This window comes from Stenotrophomonas sp. STEN023, assembly GCF_056760135.1.
Genome location: NZ_JBRREF010000105.1, coordinates 1 through 16,122, shown reverse-complemented (window position 1 = coordinate 16,122; position 16,122 = coordinate 1). Strand labels below are relative to the sequence as shown.

The following is a 16,122-nucleotide window of genomic DNA, read 5'->3' as shown; positions in this document are numbered from 1 at the left end:
CCCCCCCCCGACCCCCACCCCGCCCCCGGCCGCCGGCCCCCCCCCCTCCCCCCCCCGCCCCCCCGCGCCCCCCCCCCCCCCCCCCCCCCCCCCCCCCCCCCCCCCCCCCACTACCGGTAGAGCACCAGCCGAGCTTGGCTCGGCTCTACAGGTGTCGATTGGCTGGATGTTCCAGATGACAACTCAGCGCGGCGTGCGCACCATGCGTTCCAGCAAATGCTCGACGATGCCCGCTGGATTGGCAGTACGCCCGACATGGGTGACCGAAGTCTGCACCACCGAACTGCGCTTGGCGGTAAGGAAGTGGAAGCGGGCGCGTGGCGGCAGTTGCGCGATCGGTCCAGCACCGGGCTCGCCGCGACAGATCGCAACGATGGCGTCCAGCCACGGCTGTACGCCGCCCAGATCCAGTTGCGGCGCAAACGCCTGCAGGCGCCCGACATCGATCTCGATAGCAGCTTGCAAATGGCCTGCGCTGGGGCAGGAGACGATTACGCCAACGTTGATGAATTCCTCGCGTTCCACCCGCGGTACTACGCGGATGACGGCGTAATCATAGGTATGCAGCATGGGCACGGATGGCCTCCTGTACGAAGGCTTCGCGCAATTGCAGGCGGCGCTTCAAATAGCTGGCGTACGCCAAGCGGTATGCGCTGGCGTCGGCGAAGCTTGGCTCGGTCTGCAGCCAGCTGTCCGGAATCTGCGCGACGATGCCGTCGATCACCGCGTCGGTCAGCAAGGGGGCCAGCGCCGCATCGGCGTCAGCAATTCGGCTGGCGAAGGGCAGCAACACGTGGTCCTTGATCAACACGAAAGGCTTGCCGCAGGCTTCACCGGCGTTCTCCCAGTCGTGGTGGAAGTACAGCGCGGCGCCGTGATCGATGAGATAGAGCTTGCGGTGCCAGACCATCAGGTTGGGATTGCGCGCGGTGCGATCGACGTTGCTGGTATAGGCATCAAACCAGACGATGCGCGAGGCCAGCTCGGCATCGGGTTGCATCGCGGCCGGGTCGTAATTGATCGCGCCGGGCAGGTAATCGCTGCCAAGATTGGTGCCTTCGCTGGCGCGGATCAGGTCCTGGATTTCCGGGTCGGGCTCGGTGCGGGCGAATTCCTTGTCGAGCTCGACCAAGGCGATGTCCGGCATCGGCAGGCCGAGTACCTGTGCAAGCCGGCCAACCACCAGTTCGGCAATCAATGCCTTGGGGCCTTGGCCGGCACCACGGAATTTGATGACGTACATGCCATCGTCATCGGCCTCGATCACCGCTGGCAGTGAGCCGCCTTCGCGCAGCGGTGTGATGTAGCGGGTGGCGTGAACGGTTTTCACGGGAATGCGCTGTCTGGAAGAAGGGCAAGCCTAGCGTAAAGCTGGCCTTCCCGGTGCCATGGCTGACGGCAGGCGTTCGTGCGTCCAAGCAGCGAGAGGCATGGCACTGCCAGGCGAGTTGCAGCTTGGGATCAAAAGGTGCCTGGCTGGTTCGCATGAGGGCTGCCAATGGCGTCATGGGACGGACTGGCAATCACCCGGTCGCGGCCTTCGTGCTTGGCCCGGTACACGGCAAGGTCTGCACGCTCCAGCGCGCTCTCCAGATCATCCCCTGCTGTGACCAAGGTGACGCCGAAGCTGGCGGTTATTGTCTGCTTCGCCGGTGAACAGCGCATCTGGCTGAGGCCGACGCGGATACGTTCAGCAATCCGGATGGCGGTCGGCAGATCAGCGCAACGCAACAGCAGCACGAATTCCTCGCCGCCGAAGCGTGCGACCAGATCGCCCGGGCGCGTCATCTGCTGCAGCAGTACGCCAACCTGGCGCAGTACGTTGTCACCGGCTGCATGGCCCCAGGTGTCGTTGACCTGTTTGAAATGGTCAACGTCGCAGGCAAGCAGTGCCCAGTGGTTGGCTGGACCGTGGTGCAGGCGCTGGTTGGCGATCTCGAAGAAAGCGCGGCGGTTGAGCAGCAGGGTGAGGGGATCGTGGTTGCGTTCGTGGCGCAGTTCCCCCATCAATTGCTGGGCCAGCCCGCCCAGCAGCAGAAAAAGCAGCCACAGATTGAGCAGCAGGTTGAAGGCCAGCATCCACAGCCAAAGCCCTGAGCGTGGCAAGCCGCTGCTGGTGAACCAGCCGGCCAGCAACCAGGCCAGCAGGGGGCGCAGAATCGAGTACACCACCAGCAACAGGTAGGTTCGGCGCAGTAGGCGATCGAACAGCGTAGCCGCTTGCTCGCGGCCGAACAGCACCGGCAGCGCCAAGGCAAGCAGCAGCCCCATGCCGAGGTTGAGGAAAACGATGCGCGCGCCCAGCACGTCACTGAGCACGGAGAAGCAGAACAGCGCGAACAAGGTGCCTACGCTGATTGCCAACGCAGTCCGCGCCGGCACCTTGCCGCCGGATCTGACCGCGAAGCCCTGCGCGGTGGCCCAGCTGCCCGCACAGTACAAGGCACCGGTGAGCGGCGACCAGGTCGCCAGCTGGGTGTTGTCCATCAGGATCTGCGCGGCCAGAGGAAAGGCGGTGCAGATGTAGCCAGCGGCCAGCCACAACAGGTAGCGGTGTTCGCGCAATGAACGCCAGCCGGCCAGCAGCGCAAACCCCAGCAGCAGGGAGGTGGCGGGGACCACAAGCGGGAAGTACTGTTCAGCGGTGGCGCTCAAGGTCAAGCCACGTTTGGCGATTTGGACAGGCGAGGGTGCAAAGTATATGGGTAGGCAGGCGACATGCGATGGTTGGCACAGCACGTGCCTGGTTCTCCCCCGGCGGTGTGTCGGAGCGACAACGCAGGCGCTGCTGAGCCTGCTTGCGGTTTTGGCGCTGGCCTCCTGCAGCACGCTGCCATCGTCTCCGCCGGGACCATCGGCGCCAGTGGTGCAGGATGAGATCATCCGGCGCATTCCGGCGACCGTCGGCGACCGCGTTGGTTGGGCAGGTGATATCCGCGTCGCCTTCAGCGCGCAGCACATCGAACCGACGGTCGAGAACATCTGCGCAACGCTGGCGGTGATCGAGCAGGAGTCAGGCTATCGTGCCAATCCCGAGGTGCCGAATCTGCCGCGTATCGCGCGCGGCGAAATAGATCGGCGTGCCGCCGCCGTGCATATACCGAAGTTGTTGGTGGATGCAGGTCTGAAAGTGAAGGGCAGTGATGGTCGCAGCTACGGTGAGCAGTTGGCTGGTGTGCGCAGCGAGCGGGATTTGAGTGAGTTGTACGAGGAGATCATTGGCCGCGTACCGATGGGGCAGCGTTTGTTCGCTGGCCAGAATCCCGTGCAGACTGGCGGCGCGATGCAGGTAAGCATTCCGTTTGCACAGTCCAATGCGCAGGACTACCCGTACCCGGTAGCGCATAGCATCCGCGATGAAGTGTTCACCCGGCGCGGTGGTGTGTACTTCGGGATCGCGCATCTGCTCGACTACCAGACGCCCTACACCCGGAAAGTGCATCGTTTTGCCGATTACAACGCAGGGCGCTATGCCAGCCGGAATGCTGCATTCCAAAGCGCGGTCAGCAGCTTGACCGGTGTGCCGTTGGCACTGGACGGTGACCTGCTGGTGCCGGATGCGCCACTCGATAAACCCGGGCAGACCGAACGCGCGGTGCGCAGTCTGGCGCCGCAACTGGGCATGGATGAGCGCCAGATACGCCGTGCGCTTTCGCAGTCAGACCGGTTGGAATTCAGTGATGGCGATCTTCACCGGCAGGTCTTTGTGCTGGCGGATGCACGCGCCGGAACGTCGTTGCCGCGCGCGGTTGTTCCCGGCATCCGCCTGGATAGCCCCAAGATCACCCGTGAACTGACCACCGAATGGTTCGCGAACCGGGTAGATGGCCGTTACCGCGAATGCCTGCAAAGGTAGGCAGGAGCGTTATAGGTAGATGGTTGTGGGAGCGGCGTAAGCCGCGAAGCGGATGATCCGTCCGATCACAGTTATTCCTGCAATCTCACTGATGCGAGCTTCGGGGGGGTGGGCGGGGGCGCCCCCCCGAAGCAGAATACCGGCGGGGGAGCGTTTGGGGGGGGGGGGGCCCCGCCCCCCCCCCCCCTCCGCCCCAATTTGCTTGATTGTTTTAAATCGTGTCCGGTCCCGTCCCCCCCGCGGCGCGCCCCCCCCCCCCCCCACAACCGTGCAAAATCGTCTGGCCTGGATCAGGCTCTGACTGGATGCCGTGCCAGCGCGCGGGCGCCGGTGATGATCATGCGGATCATCTGCGACATTTCTTCGATCAATTCAGGGTCGCGCTCTTCCGGCAGGTCGATTGCGCTGCCGCCCATGGCGAACACCAGGCGGGTAATGGCTTTGGCCGCAAGCGCCGGCTCGAACAGGGTCGCGCCATCAAGCGCGGCCAGGCGTACCAGATCGGCCTTCAACTCTTCCTCGAAATAACCCAGCTCGCGGTCCACGGCCTGTTTGAACGCATCGGAGCCGGCGGTGCCTTCGCGCAGCAGGACATGCATCAGCCGGTCGTCGGCGCGCAGCTGCTCCATGAAGGTTTCCACCGACAGCCGGATCACGCCGCGGTTGCTGTCGGCCGCGCGCAGCCGCGCCTGGCCGATGATGGTGCGCAGCGAACGGCCCGCCAGATCTATCAGCGCAACTGTCAATTCATCCATGTCGCGGAACTGCCGATAGAACGAATTCGGTGCGATCCCTGCCTCGCGCGCAACCTCGCGCAGACTCAGCGTGGACACGCTGCGGTGCGGGCCGATAAGGGACAGGGCGGCTGCCAGCAGGTCGTCACGCGAGATGGAAGCCTTGCGCGCCGGGTGCAGGTCGTCGTGTGCGGGCAGGGGCTGTTCGCGTGCGGTCATGGGGCTCGGGCCGGTCAGGTCCGTGAATCATAGCCTGTACTGACAATATACAAGTGTATACACGCTTGTATGCTCGGCCGTATAGTTGGCCCCATGAGTGCTGTCTACCGCAATACCGCGCCGCCGCCGATCCCCTGGCTGAGCGAAGGCTTCTTCGATTTCTGGTCTACCCGGGTGCATCCGCTGTGGACGCTGCGTCGGCCATTGGCCCGTCTTGTGGCGCGCTACCCGGCCAGCGCCGACGCGGTGACGCTTGAGCTGCAGCCCAATCGCCACTTCCTGGGGTTGCAGGCCGGCCAGCACATCAATCTGGGCGCGGAGCTGGACGGGCGACTGACCACCCGCAGCTACAGCCCGACCTTGCTGCAGAGCGGCCGTCTGGCGATCACGGTCAAGCGCATTGCCGGCGGCAAGCTCAGCCAGCACCTGGTACAGCAGGCCGAAGTGGGCGAGGTGTTCGCGCTGGGCCAGGCGTTTGGCCAGATGCTGCTGCCGGCAACGCCAGCCCCCAAGCTGGTGATGCTGGCCGCGGGCAGCGGCATCACGCCGATGCGGGCCTTGCTGCGACTGCTCGACGCGCAGGGCATGCCGGGTCCGGTCGATCTCATCTACTGGGCGCGTCAGCGCGAGCAGCTGTGCTTCGTTGACGAATTCAATGCCATCGCCGCGCGGCACCCGTCGTTCCGCCTGCATCTGGCGGTGACCGGGGAGGCCGCGCCACGCGTGGACAGCTTCGATCTCGCCAGCCTTGGCGAGCTGGAATCCGCCTATGTGCTGGCTTGCGGCCCCGGAGGCTTTGTCGAGGCCGCGCGTGCGCGCCTGCAGGCCAAGGTGGCGCATTTCGACAGCGAGGCGTTCAGCGTCCCGCAGCTGGCCGAGTTGGAGGAGGGCAGTGTGCAGGTACAGCTGCTCAAGAGCGGCCGCACGCTGACCGTGCCGCGCGGGGTTGCCTTGTTGCCAGCGCTGGAAGCCGCAGGCATCCAGCCAGCCAGCGGCTGCCGGATGGGCATCTGCAATACCTGCGTATGCGGCAAGACCTCCGGTATCACCCGCCACACCTTGACCGGCGATTACACCAGCGAACCGTCCGTTCCGCTCAAACTGTGCGTCAGCAGCGCCAGTACCGATTTGACCTTGGAGCTGTAAGTCATGTCTTCCGTGCACAACCGCGTGCTGTCGCCTGCCGAGCTGCAGACCTTCGGTGATGAACTCGACGCCGTAAAAGCCAAGCATCAGGCCTTGCTGGGTGCCAGCGACGCCCGCTACATCCGCCGGATCGTCGCCGCGGTGCGTTGGACTGGCGTGGCGGGGCGCGCACTGTTGTTCCTCGGTGCCTTCGTACACAGCGTGCTGGTGCCGGCCTGGATAGCCGGTGTGCTGCTGCTGGCACTCTCCAAGATCCTGGAAAACATGGAGCTGGCGCACAATGTCATCCACGGCCAGTACGACTGGATGGGCGACCCGCAGCTGCAGGGCAAGACCTACGAGTGGGATATCGCCGGGACTTCGGAAAACTGGCGCAAGACGCATAACTTCCGTCATCACACCTACACCAATGTGCGGGGGCTGGACGATGACATCGGCTACGGCCTGCTGCGGATCTTCCCCGAGCAGCGCTGGCACCCGTTCTTCCTGGCCCAGCCGTTCGTGGCGGTGGTGTTCGCGCTGTTGTTTGAGTGGGGCATCGCCATACAGGATCTGCGTATCGGCCGCGTGCTTGTCGGCAAGATGACGCTCAAGCAGCTGTGGAAGCAGGCGCGCCCGGTTGGCCGCAAGGCGATGCTGCAGATCCTCAAGGACTACGTGTTGTTCCCGGCCTTGGCCGGCCCGTTCTTCCTGCCGGTATTGCTGGGCAATGTGGCGGCCAACATCGTCCGCAACGTCTGGACCTATGTGGTGATCTTCTGTGGTCACTTCACTGCCGACGCCGAGACCTTCCCCAAGGAATGTGTGCGCAACGAAGGTCGTGGCCATTGGTATCTGCGCCAGCTGCGTGGCTCGTCCAATCTGACCGGCGGCAAGTTGATGAACGTGATGACCGGCAATCTCAGTCATCAGATCGAACACCATTTCTACCCGGATATCCCTGCCAACCGTTATGCGGCGATGGCGGTTGATGTCAAGGATATCTGCGCGCGCTACGGCCAGCACTACAACACTGGTTCGCTGCCGCGCCAGTTTGGCCAGGTGATGTGGCGCATCCTGCGCCATGCCTTCCCCAGCAAGCCGGCGCCGGAACGGCCGCTGGTTGGCGCGGCACAGGCAGAGGTGAGCTGAGGCCGTTGCGTCTGCGGATGGTCTGAAAAGCGCGACGTCGCCCGGACCGGGAGCGTCGCGCTGTCGTTTCAGCAGCAGTGAACCAATATTTTTCACGCATCGACCCGGTACCGGACTGCTGATCGGTCACAAGCGTGTTGCTGAAAGTGCTTGCCTCGTGTGAGCTCAGGGAAGCTCCTGCCTTGGTGCAGCTTCTTCCAGGCCGGGACTGACGCGCTTGCCGATATCCTTCAGGCGGGCGAGTTGATCAACCATTGTTGGTCCGTCATCGAGGCTGGTAACAAAGGTCCACAGATAGGTCATCACCGCATAGACGTGCCCGGGTGTGATGTCTGGATTGGTGGCCAATTGCACCATTGTCAGCGCGAACAAGGCCGCAGCCGCAGTTCCGACCACCAGAAAGGCGCCGGCTTCCCGGTCAGACAGCCAGATGCGCAGCCGCGAAAGAACCGTGTAGTGGCGCAGAAGTGTGCCGGCATTGACGCTTTCAACCATCCGGATTTCACGCTCCAGCCGGTCGTTCAGGCGTCCATGCAGTTGCTCGTTGCGGCGGGCGAACCGCGGCAGCGCGCTTATGCCAAGTAGCAGCACCGACACCGCCGCAACGCCCACCAATGGCTCGATCACCACCAGCATGATCGCTGCGCCCAGCATCGAAACCAGTGCAGTGGTGATGATCGGGACGTGTTTCTCGAAGAAGTCGACAAACTCCCGGGCCAGCACGACCCGAGCAGCCATCGTCGAGGTCGCCTGCATCTGCTGCCGCTGCGCCAGCACAACGCCGACCGCCAGGTCTGCGTAGATTCGGGTGAAAACACGGGTGTCCATCGCCCTGCGGGCTGCGCCGATCAGCCAGAACGACAGCACCACCCCGGCATACCAGATGGCCTTGTAGACATCGCCTTTGATGATGGAGTCCACGGCGAATCCGGCGAACAGTGGGTAGGCGAGCAGGAGCGCGTTCTCTGCCGCTACCAGCGAGAGAGTGAGGCTGATCTGTCCGGGGTAGGCCTTTGCCAAGGCCATCAGGGTGCTGGCAGCTGTCTGCTGCCCGATCTGGGGAGCGACTACGGTCGGTGTCTTCGCGGAAGGGAGGCGTTTCATGTCGGTTCGGTGAATTGAGCGGTCGCTCAATTGTACTTGAGCGACCGCTCAAACTGTTCGAGCCGATATGCTTGGCATTCAGTTCTGCCCAGCAGGTGCGGTTTATCCATGTCTTCCCGTCGAGATCAGATCATTGAAGCGGCCTTGTATCTGTTCCGGACCAATGGCTTCGCCAACGTCTCCACACGCGAGCTATCAAGCCATGCGGGCATTTCCCGCAGCCACATCTATCACTACTTCGCTGACTGGAATGAGCTCCGCCGCGAGGCCTTCGCCCGCTTTGCGACCGAACAACTTGATCAGGTAACGGCGGAGGTGGAGCGGCGGGAGCCCGACGAGGCGCTCGCGTTCTTTCTCAGCGACTGCCTGCCGGCAACCGGGGACGATTCCTGGGTGCTGTGGCTCGATGCATGGGATGAAGCCCTGCACGATGCCGAGTTGTCGCGCACCTATCTGGCGGTCAACCAGCAGTGGCAGGACCTGTTGGCTGGCATAGTGCAGCGCGGCGTGGCAGCCGGCGCATACCGTTGTGATTCTCCAAGCCGGGTAGCGCGGCAGCTGTTTGCGCTTGCAATGGGATACGCCAACGACCTGACGCTGCTGCGGTCCGACGAAGCGCGCCTGGCCATGGAAAGCGAACTGAGCGAAGTTGCCCGGTTGCTGCTTGGTACTGCGGCGCCACGCAGCTAGTCCTGGCGTTCGAATCAACCCCAATCGGCAAGGCCCTTCAAGGGTCATCAGCCAGTCGGCGCTGGAGCACCTGCCGCCGTGCGATGCTCTCTGTAGTGCCGAGCCATGCTCGGCAATGGCGATGCCGGATGTAGTGCCGAGCCATGCTCGGCAAGGGCATTGCGGCTGCGCAAGCAGCAGGTTGAAGCTGGTTGCGGCGTATCGGTTCGAGCAGCGGCCTTGACCCGAACAACGAGGCCAAGACCGGCTTGCTCCAAGCCAGCCTGGACGATGCCGTTCGACTCAATCCGTCGCAGGCGTCGCTACTGCTGGAAGAAGCCGGGCAGAATCCTTCCTGCGCAGCCCAAACAGTGGCCGCAACGGCCCGCAGCGCTTGATGAGCTCGTAGGCGCCCAGGCACAGGGCGAAGGTCGTCACGGTCAGCAGCACGGCCTCGATGCCAGGTTGCAGCTGCAGCGGCTTGAGGTTGTGCGCCAGCACCACGATCACCGTCTGATGCAGGATGTACAGCGGAAACACGGCAAGCGTGAGATAGCGCAATAGCGGGCTGTCGGCTTCGCGCCAGCGGTAGGCAAAGCCCAGCAAGGCGGCGATGGCGCACCATTGATCCACCGCCCAGGCGACCCGCAGCGCAAGGCGCAGCTCCAGTGGCGGCGGTTGCGCGTCGTTATAGCCGGAGAAGTACCAGGTATGGATCAGGGCTGCATAACAGGCGCCGGCCAGGGCCAGCGAGAGCCAGCGCAGCCGCTGCAGTGACTCCCAGAAGCGGCTGCTGAAAGCGGCGAGGAAACCGATCAGGAACACGCTCGCGTACTGGGCATGGTTGTACCAGTCATCGGTCAGTGCGTGGGTCTGCTCGAAGCGGTTGACCAGCAGCAGGCGCGCTGTTGCCAGTAGCAGTACCGGCACCAGCAATGCTCCCCATCCGCCCAGGGCAGTGCCAGCCCATTGCCGCAGGCGCTGCAGCGCGCGCGCAGGCAGCAATCGCCACAACAGCCAGGCCAGCACGGTGTAGCTCCACAGATAGGGCAGGAACCAGAGGTGGTTCCAGGTCGGCACCCGCAGGCAGCCGTCGCTGTCGCAGAAGCCTTGGTAGCCGCCGAGGTATTTGCCGTAGAACGCCCAATAGGAGTCGCTGTAGCCGCCGGGTAGTTGTTCGACCACCTGGTAGTAGGCCTGCGGCGGCACGATCACCGCCATCCCGAACAGTAGCGGCAGCAAGAGTTGCCAGGAGCGGCGTCGCAGCAGCCCGGCTGGCAGGCGCTCGAACATGAAAGCGGTGGCGACGCCGGAGATCAGGAACAACAGCGACATCCGCCATGGCGAGGTCAGCAGCATGAACGGCTCCGGCGCGATGCTCGCGGCCGGGCTTTTGACGTGCCAGTCCCAGCTCACGTAGTACATGCCGACGTGGTAGATGACCAGCAGGCCGAAGGCGATTACCCGCAGCCAATCCAGATCGTGGCGCCTGTGCATTGCGTGTCCTGCCTATGGAGAAGGTGTACATATCAACCCGTGCAGCTCGGTTCTTGGGCAGCGAAGGGCCGGCCTGCGGGCGTCGAGGGACGAATGGCGGCGATCAGGGGATGGGCATGGACTGTGGCGTTGGCAGCGCCGTCTAGAATGCGCGGATGAGCCAGATCGTATTGCCCACGCTGTTGGACCGTTCTACTCCTTGGCGCCGAAGCCTGGAGCTGCTGTTCTGGTTGCTGCTGGTGCTGATCAACTGCAGCGGCAATGCGGTGACTACCTGGATGGACGCGAACCGTTCCGGCGCCCCATCGATGCAATGGTGGGAGCCCTGGGTATGGGAGTTCTCCAGCGGGCTGGTCTGGTTGCTGTTGCTGGTGCCGGCGATCGTCTGGTTCAGCCGGCGCTGGCCGTTGCACATGGACAACTGGCGCCGGCGCCTGCCGTGGTACCTGCTGGCCAGCGTGCCGATCTCGTTGCTGCATGTGCTGACGATGTTCGGGCTGAGGATGCTCGCCTACGCGATGGTGGGCGAGCGCTACCACGTCGGCTCCTGGCTGGATGAGCTGCTCTACGAATACCTCAAGGACGTGCGCACCTACGCCGCCATCCTGTTCTGCATCGATGGCTACCGCTTCCTGCGCCGGCGCCTGCAGGGCGAGGCACAGCTGCTGGCCGAGCCCGACGCCGGGCCGCCGGTGGAGTCGATCGAGCATCCCGAGCGGCTGCTGGTGCGCAAGCTCGGCCGCGACTTCCTGATCGCAACGGCCGATATCGAATGGGCGCAGGCCGCCGGCAACTACGTCAATCTGCATCTTCGCGGCCACGACTACCCGCTGCGGATCACCATGGCTGCGCTGGAGCAGAAACTGGACGCGGCACGTTTCGTCCGCGTCCATCGCAGTTGGTTGATCAACCTGGCACAACTGGTGTCGATCGAACCGCTCGAAGGCGGCGAGGCACTGCTGCATATGGCCGATGGCAAAGCGGTCGCTTGCAGCCGGCGCTACCTGCCGGCGCTGAAGTCGAAGTTGAGCAATCACAATCAACCGAACAGCCTGGCAATGGGGTCCGCTTGCTAGCTGGTTGGGCTCTGCAAAAATTACTGGAGCTGCAATGCCGGAGCCGGCTGTGGCTCGTCTCCTGCGCTGCTGAAATACGCCACAATGCCCCGGAACAGGGGGCTTGCGTAGGGCTGTCCGGCGCCGGACGCGCCGACCAGCAGCGGAATGATCCAGCTGCCAACCCCGTTGTGGCTGTTGGTGCGTTTGATCTTCCAACCCTTGGACGGAGTGCTGCGATGAGCATGGTTATCTGGCGGCGTTGTTGGATGGTTTTGCTGGTATTGGGCTTGGCAGTGACGCCAGTTGCCGCGCAACAGGCCAGGGGGCTGATCCAGCCGCCGGTACTGATTGCCATCTCCAAGGCCGAGCAGCCAATCGAGCTGCGACGGGCACGCATCGACAGTGAGGTGCAGGCCGGTATCGCGCAGACACGGATCGAGCTGGAGTTCCACAATCCCAATCGGCGGGTGATGGAGGGTGAGCTGCAGTTTCCCTTGGCCGATGGCCAGCAGATCAGCGGGTTTGCCCTGGATATCGACGGGCAGTTGCGCGATGCGGTTCCGGTGCCGAAGGAGCGCGGTCGGCAGGTGTTCGAAGCGATCACCCGGCAGGGCCAGGACCCGGCGTTGCTGGAGCAGACTGCTGGCAACCAGTTCCGTCTTCGCGTGTATCCCTTGCCTGCTGGTGGTAGCCGGCGGGTGCAGTTGACCATCCGCGAAGCGATACCGTTGTCCAGAGAGGGTTGGCAGTGGCGCTTGCCCTTGCAGTTCGCGGCGGCGGCAGGCGAGGTCAGCCTGCGCCTGCGTGCGAACGGCGCGGACAAGCTCGGCCAGGCACCGTTCCGGTTGATGGCCGGTGCGCTGGATTGGCAGGGCAGCGGACGGCAGTTGCCGGCCCAGCTGCAATGGCAGCTGCCAGCCAAGCCGCAGTCTGCGTTGCAGGCTGCGCGCTACGATGGGCAACACTATCTGCTGGCACAGCTGCCGGTGGCTGCGCCGGTCGCACGCCGCTTGCCGTCAAAGGTTGGCCTGCTATGGGATGCGTCAGGCTCGGCGGGGAATCGCAACCGGGCGCGCGAGTTCGCGTTGCTGGATCGCTATTTCGCGGCGATGGGCGAGGGCAGTGTTGTACTGACGGTGCTGCGCGACAAGCCAGAAGTGGAGCGCCGTTTCAGTATCCGCAACGGTGACTGGAGCGCGTTGCGTCGCGTGTTGGAGCAGACCCCCAACGATGGCGCCAGCGCCTTGACGGCGTGGACGCCCAAGGCGGAGCTTGGCGAGTACCTTCTGCTCAGTGATGGCCTGTCCAATTGGGGCGCGTCGACATTACCTGCACTGACGGCCGATCAGCGTTTGTTTGCGATCAGCAGTGCAGCGGCGGGTGCCGATACCGCGCGCTTGCGTGGTTGGAGCGAGGCCAACGGCGGCAGTCTGGTGCAGCTGGAGTCCGATGACGTGGCTGCTGCGGCAACCCGCTTGCTGGCGACGCCGACGCTCGTGGAAACTGCGCCGGCAGCCGGGCTGCACGAGGTGGTGATTGATCGCCGCAGTGTGGAGCAGGGCTGGTTGTGGCTCTACGCACGTGCCGATACAGCGCCGGCCGAGCTGCGCTTGCGGATCAATGGTGGTCAGTGGCAAGCGCTGAGCGTCGCGCCCGGCAATGCCGACGGCGGCTTGATGGCCGGGTTGTGGGCGCAGGCGCGCTTGCAGCAGCTGGCGGCTGACCCGCGCGGCAACCGCGAGGCGATGCAATTGCTATCGCAGCAGTTCGGCATGGTCAGCGAGGGTAGTTCCTTGCTTGTGCTGGATACGATTGACGACTACCTGCGCTACGCGATCCGGCCGCCGGCAGCGCTGCGGGCCGAATACGAGCGTCGTTTTGCCCGTCAGGTTGCCGACCGTGAGGCCGCGCGCAAGACCCATCTTGATGAGGTGGCTGAGCAATGGCGCCAGCGTCAGGTGTGGTGGGACAAGCGCTGGCCGAAGGACTCGCCGCTGAAGGTGGCGCAGGCCGCAGAGCTGGCAAGGCAGCGTTCGAACGGCGCACCGGCACCAATGATGGCGATGGCGCCATCGCCGCCTGCGCCGGCTGCCGCAATGGTGGCGGAGTCTGCTGTGGCCGCGGACAGTTTCAGGGTCGCAGACAGCGCTGTCGCGGCTGCGGCAGCAGACGAACCGACCAACTCCGGCGAGGTGCAGATCAAGCTGGGCGCATGGGAGCCGGATTCACCGATCGCGCAACGCCTGCGCAAGGCACCTGCAAGAGAGCTGTACGCGAGGTACCTGGACGAGCGCGAAGCCAATGCCAGCAGCAGCGCGTTCTTCCTGGATGCGGCGGATATGTTGTTCGCTGCCGGGCAGCGTGAATTGGCATTGCGGGTGCTGTCCAACCTGGCCGAGATGGAGCTGGATAACCGGCATCTGCTGCGGGTGTTGGGTTATCGGTTGATGCAGGCCGGCGAGCCGGGTTTGGCGGTGCCGGTGTTTGAGCAGGTGCTGGCAATGGCCGAGGACGAGCCGCAGAGTTTCCGCGATCTGGGCTTGGCACTGGAGGCGGCTGGGCGGTCGCAGCAGGCGGTTGATCCGTTGTATCAGGTTGTGCAGCGGCAATGGGATGGGCGCTTCGATGGTGTTGCACTGATCGCGTTGGATGAATTGACCAATCTGATCGCACGCGGTGGCTCGGCGCTGGATGCAAAACAGGTTGATCCACGCTTGCGCAAGGCGATGCCGCTGGATCTGCGCGTTGTATTGGCCTGGGATGCGGACAACAGCGATATGGATCTGTGGGTGACCGATCCCAATGGCGAACGTGCGTACTACGGCAACCGCTTGACCTATCAGGGCGGACAGATGTCGCAGGATTTCACCGGAGGTTATGGCCCGGAGCAGTTCTCGCTGCGTGATGCGAAACCGGGCATATACAAAGTGGAGGCCAACTACTTTGGCAGCCGCCAGCAGTTGGTCACCGGCGCGACCACCTTGATGCTGCGATTGAGTACGCACTGGGGCACTACGCAGCAGCGGGACAGAGCAGTGACCATGCGATTGCAGGACGCTACCGATACCGTTCTGGTCGGTGAGTTCGAAGTGCGCTGAGCAGCTTGCTGGCTATCTGCCATCTGTTTGCGGGAGCGGCGTGAGCCGCGAAGCAAACAATGCATCGGGACAAGGGGCAGGCAATAACGGCTTCGCGGCTTACCCCGCTCCCACAAAAAAGAAAAGGCCGATGCCAGGGATCTGGCATCGGCCTTTCGCTGCCGCTTGCTTACTTGCGGCGTGCCAGCAGGCGATAGCTGCCAGTGGCATTGGAGTCGAAGCTGTGCGCGAGCACGATGTAGCGGCCGGCTTCCAGCTCGATCTCCAGGTTCGGATCCAGGCTGGAGTCGCTGTCGTCCTGCTGGGCGACTTCCTCGCCATTGCGCATCAGGGTGATCATGCCGTCCAGGCTGGAGGAGCCTGCAGTCATGCTGATCACGTACTTGCCCTTGCGCGGGATCTCCAGGGTGTACAGGTCGCGGTTGCCAGCACGCAGCTGGCCGGTGACTGCCTGGCCCAGCTTGAGCTCGGGGCGGGTCGGGCCATCAGGTGCGGTTGCAGTGGCGGTGGCCAGCTGGAACACGCCGCCACGGCTGTTCACCGAACGCACCGAGACGTTGTACTCACCGGCGTCCAGCACCTGGCTGATGCGCGAATTGACTCCACCGCCGCCATCATCGTCGCTCAGGGTGATATCGCCGCCCTGCACGGTGAGCATGGTGTCCAGTTCCTTGCCACTGGCATCGAGCTGCACGCGACGACGCTCCGGCAGCTTCAGCACGAAGCTGCGGGTGTCATCAGCACCGATGAAGCCGCTGACCGTGCCTTCCAGCGGCAGCGTGGTGCCGTCGTTGAAGACCAGGCCTTCCGGGAAATCCGACTGCTCGACGCCCAGGTAGAACGCACCAGAGGCCTCGCCCAGACCGCCCGCGGTCAGCGTGTAACGGCCCGGCTGCAGCGGAGCCACCAGGCGCGAGTTGAGGTTGCTGCCGCCGTCATCGTCTTCCAGATTCAGGCCGTTGCCGCTCAGTTCCAGACGGGCATCGAACTCGCTGGACTCCAGGTTGATGGTGTACAGGCCCGGCTTGTCGACCTGCAGGACGAAGGTCTTGTCACCATTGGTCAGCCAATCGGTGACCCGGCGGCCAGCGGTCAGCGGCTTGCCGTCATAGGCAACGATGGGTTCGGCCGACAACTGGAAGGGACCGAAGGCGCGTGCATCGGCGCCGCTGACGGCGACCAGATACTGGCCGGCCTTGTCGGCGCGCATGCTCAGCGTGGCATTGCCTTCGCCACCGCCGTCGGTACGGGATACCAGCACGTCGCGGTTGAACACGGCCAGCGTGCCTTTGAGCGCGCCATTGAGCTTCAGCGATACCGCCTGGCCGGCACCCATCTGCAGCGAGAACAGCTGGCTGCGGGTGCCATCGCTGTAGTTGATCTGGCTGGAAGAGGTGATTTCGCCGGAAACATCGCCGTCAACGGCGAGCGCGCGGGCAGGGCCGGCGGCATACACGGGGGCGTGCACGGCGGCGGCAATGGCAAGGGACAGCAGTCCGGCTGCAAGTCGCTTCACTTGAACTCCTTGATGTGGGAAGCAGGGGTAAAAAGCCGCCACCCGGCCGGGGGGGGGCGGCCGCGGGGCGGGTGGCCCCACACCCCCGGGGGGG

The 16,122-nt window shown here is 64.2% G+C and carries 13 protein-coding genes; 6 read left to right on the top strand and 7 right to left on the bottom strand.

Features of this window, described 5'->3' with window-relative positions; all coding sequences use genetic code 11:
• Positions 1–183 precede the first annotated feature (183 nt).
• The 3 genes from ACVOLV_RS20065 to ACVOLV_RS20055 all read right to left on the bottom strand — a co-directional run bounded on the left by ACVOLV_RS20065 (position 184) and on the right by ACVOLV_RS20055 (position 2,655).
• Positions 184–576, bottom strand: a complete 393-nt coding sequence (locus tag ACVOLV_RS20065; protein WP_481555895.1) for a DUF3037 domain-containing protein — start codon at positions 574–576, stop codon at positions 184–186.
• Positions 554–1,330: a HipA family kinase gene (locus tag ACVOLV_RS20060; RefSeq protein WP_481555894.1), complete on the bottom strand. Its 777-nt coding sequence runs from the start codon at positions 1,328–1,330 to the stop codon at positions 554–556. The genes ACVOLV_RS20065 and ACVOLV_RS20060 overlap by 23 nt, the downstream gene beginning before the upstream one ends.
• Before the next feature lie 131 nt (positions 1,331–1,461).
• Positions 1,462–2,655, bottom strand: coding sequence for a GGDEF domain-containing protein (locus ACVOLV_RS20055; protein WP_481555893.1), 1,194 nt, complete (start codon positions 2,653–2,655; stop codon positions 1,462–1,464).
• Positions 2,656–2,785: 130 nt separating this feature from the next.
• Here ACVOLV_RS20055 and ACVOLV_RS20050 point away from each other — a divergent pair, with 130 nt between their 5' ends.
• Positions 2,786–3,856 carry a DUF1615 domain-containing protein gene (locus tag ACVOLV_RS20050; protein ID WP_481555896.1) on the top strand — a complete coding sequence of 357 codons (1,071 nt, stop codon included), beginning with the start codon at positions 2,786–2,788 and terminating at the stop codon, positions 3,854–3,856.
• A 290-nt stretch (positions 3,857–4,146) separates the two neighbouring features.
• Here the strand turns inward: ACVOLV_RS20050 and fabR are convergent, their stop codons facing one another.
• Positions 4,147–4,809 (bottom strand): HTH-type transcriptional repressor FabR, encoded by a 663-nt coding sequence (gene fabR / locus ACVOLV_RS20045; RefSeq protein ID WP_303746589.1) that lies wholly within the window; start codon positions 4,807–4,809, stop codon positions 4,147–4,149.
• 93 nt (positions 4,810–4,902) lie between these two features.
• Here fabR and ACVOLV_RS20040 point away from each other — a divergent pair, with 93 nt between their 5' ends.
• Complete coding sequence (locus ACVOLV_RS20040; RefSeq protein WP_481555892.1) at positions 4,903–5,955, top strand: ferredoxin reductase; 1,053 nt, start codon at positions 4,903–4,905, stop codon at positions 5,953–5,955.
• A 3-nt stretch (positions 5,956–5,958) separates the two neighbouring features.
• Positions 5,959–7,086, top strand: coding sequence for a fatty acid desaturase family protein (locus ACVOLV_RS20035; RefSeq protein WP_481555891.1), 1,128 nt, complete (start codon positions 5,959–5,961; stop codon positions 7,084–7,086).
• 165 nt (positions 7,087–7,251) lie between these two features.
• Here the strand turns inward: ACVOLV_RS20035 and ACVOLV_RS20030 are convergent, their stop codons facing one another.
• Positions 7,252–8,190 carry an ABC transporter six-transmembrane domain-containing protein gene (locus tag ACVOLV_RS20030; protein WP_481555890.1) on the bottom strand — a complete coding sequence of 313 codons (939 nt, stop codon included), beginning with the start codon at positions 8,188–8,190 and terminating at the stop codon, positions 7,252–7,254.
• Between the two features lie 108 nt (positions 8,191–8,298).
• Here ACVOLV_RS20030 and ACVOLV_RS20025 point away from each other — a divergent pair, with 108 nt between their 5' ends.
• The gene (locus ACVOLV_RS20025; protein ID WP_481555889.1) at positions 8,299–8,880 is read left to right on the top strand and encodes a TetR/AcrR family transcriptional regulator; all 582 of its coding nucleotides are present in this window, start codon (positions 8,299–8,301) and stop codon (positions 8,878–8,880) included.
• A gap of 282 nt (positions 8,881–9,162) precedes the next feature.
• On the opposite strand, the gene ACVOLV_RS20020 is transcribed toward ACVOLV_RS20025, so the two are convergent.
• The gene (locus ACVOLV_RS20020) at positions 9,163–10,356 is read right to left on the bottom strand and encodes an acyltransferase family protein (protein ID WP_481555888.1); all 1,194 of its coding nucleotides are present in this window, start codon (positions 10,354–10,356) and stop codon (positions 9,163–9,165) included.
• Positions 10,357–10,511: 155 nt separating this feature from the next.
• Between ACVOLV_RS20020 and ACVOLV_RS20015 the strand changes: the two genes are divergently transcribed.
• Positions 10,512–11,432 (top strand): LytTR family DNA-binding domain-containing protein, encoded by a 921-nt coding sequence (locus ACVOLV_RS20015; protein WP_481555887.1) that lies wholly within the window; start codon positions 10,512–10,514, stop codon positions 11,430–11,432.
• A 218-nt stretch (positions 11,433–11,650) separates the two neighbouring features.
• Positions 11,651–14,512 carry a VIT domain-containing protein gene (locus ACVOLV_RS20010; protein ID WP_481555886.1) on the top strand — a complete coding sequence of 954 codons (2,862 nt, stop codon included), beginning with the start codon at positions 11,651–11,653 and terminating at the stop codon, positions 14,510–14,512.
• Positions 14,513–14,681: 169 nt separating this feature from the next.
• On the opposite strand, the gene ACVOLV_RS20005 is transcribed toward ACVOLV_RS20010, so the two are convergent.
• Entirely contained in the window at positions 14,682–16,028 is a 1,347-nt protein-coding gene (locus ACVOLV_RS20005) for a hypothetical protein (protein WP_481555885.1), read from the bottom strand.
• Positions 16,029–16,122 lie beyond the last annotated feature (94 nt).

What these genes read in the sequence shown, in the direction of transcription:
- ACVOLV_RS20040 (WP_481555892.1), top strand. Translation starts at nt 4,903, where the DNA reads ATGAGTGCTGTCTACCGCAATACCGCGCCGCCGCCGATCCCCTGGCTG.
- ACVOLV_RS20030 (WP_481555890.1), bottom strand. Translation starts at nt 8,190, where the DNA reads ATGAAACGCCTCCCTTCCGCGAAGACACCGACCGTAGTCGCTCCCCAG.
- fabR (WP_303746589.1), bottom strand. Translation starts at nt 4,809, where the DNA reads ATGACCGCACGCGAACAGCCCCTGCCCGCACACGACGACCTGCACCCG.
- ACVOLV_RS20025 (WP_481555889.1), top strand. Translation starts at nt 8,299, where the DNA reads ATGTCTTCCCGTCGAGATCAGATCATTGAAGCGGCCTTGTATCTGTTC.
- ACVOLV_RS20035 (WP_481555891.1), top strand. Translation starts at nt 5,959, where the DNA reads ATGTCTTCCGTGCACAACCGCGTGCTGTCGCCTGCCGAGCTGCAGACC.
- ACVOLV_RS20010 (WP_481555886.1), top strand. Translation starts at nt 11,651, where the DNA reads ATGAGCATGGTTATCTGGCGGCGTTGTTGGATGGTTTTGCTGGTATTG.
- ACVOLV_RS20015 (WP_481555887.1), top strand. Translation starts at nt 10,512, where the DNA reads ATGAGCCAGATCGTATTGCCCACGCTGTTGGACCGTTCTACTCCTTGG.
- ACVOLV_RS20020 (WP_481555888.1), bottom strand. Translation starts at nt 10,356, where the DNA reads ATGCACAGGCGCCACGATCTGGATTGGCTGCGGGTAATCGCCTTCGGC.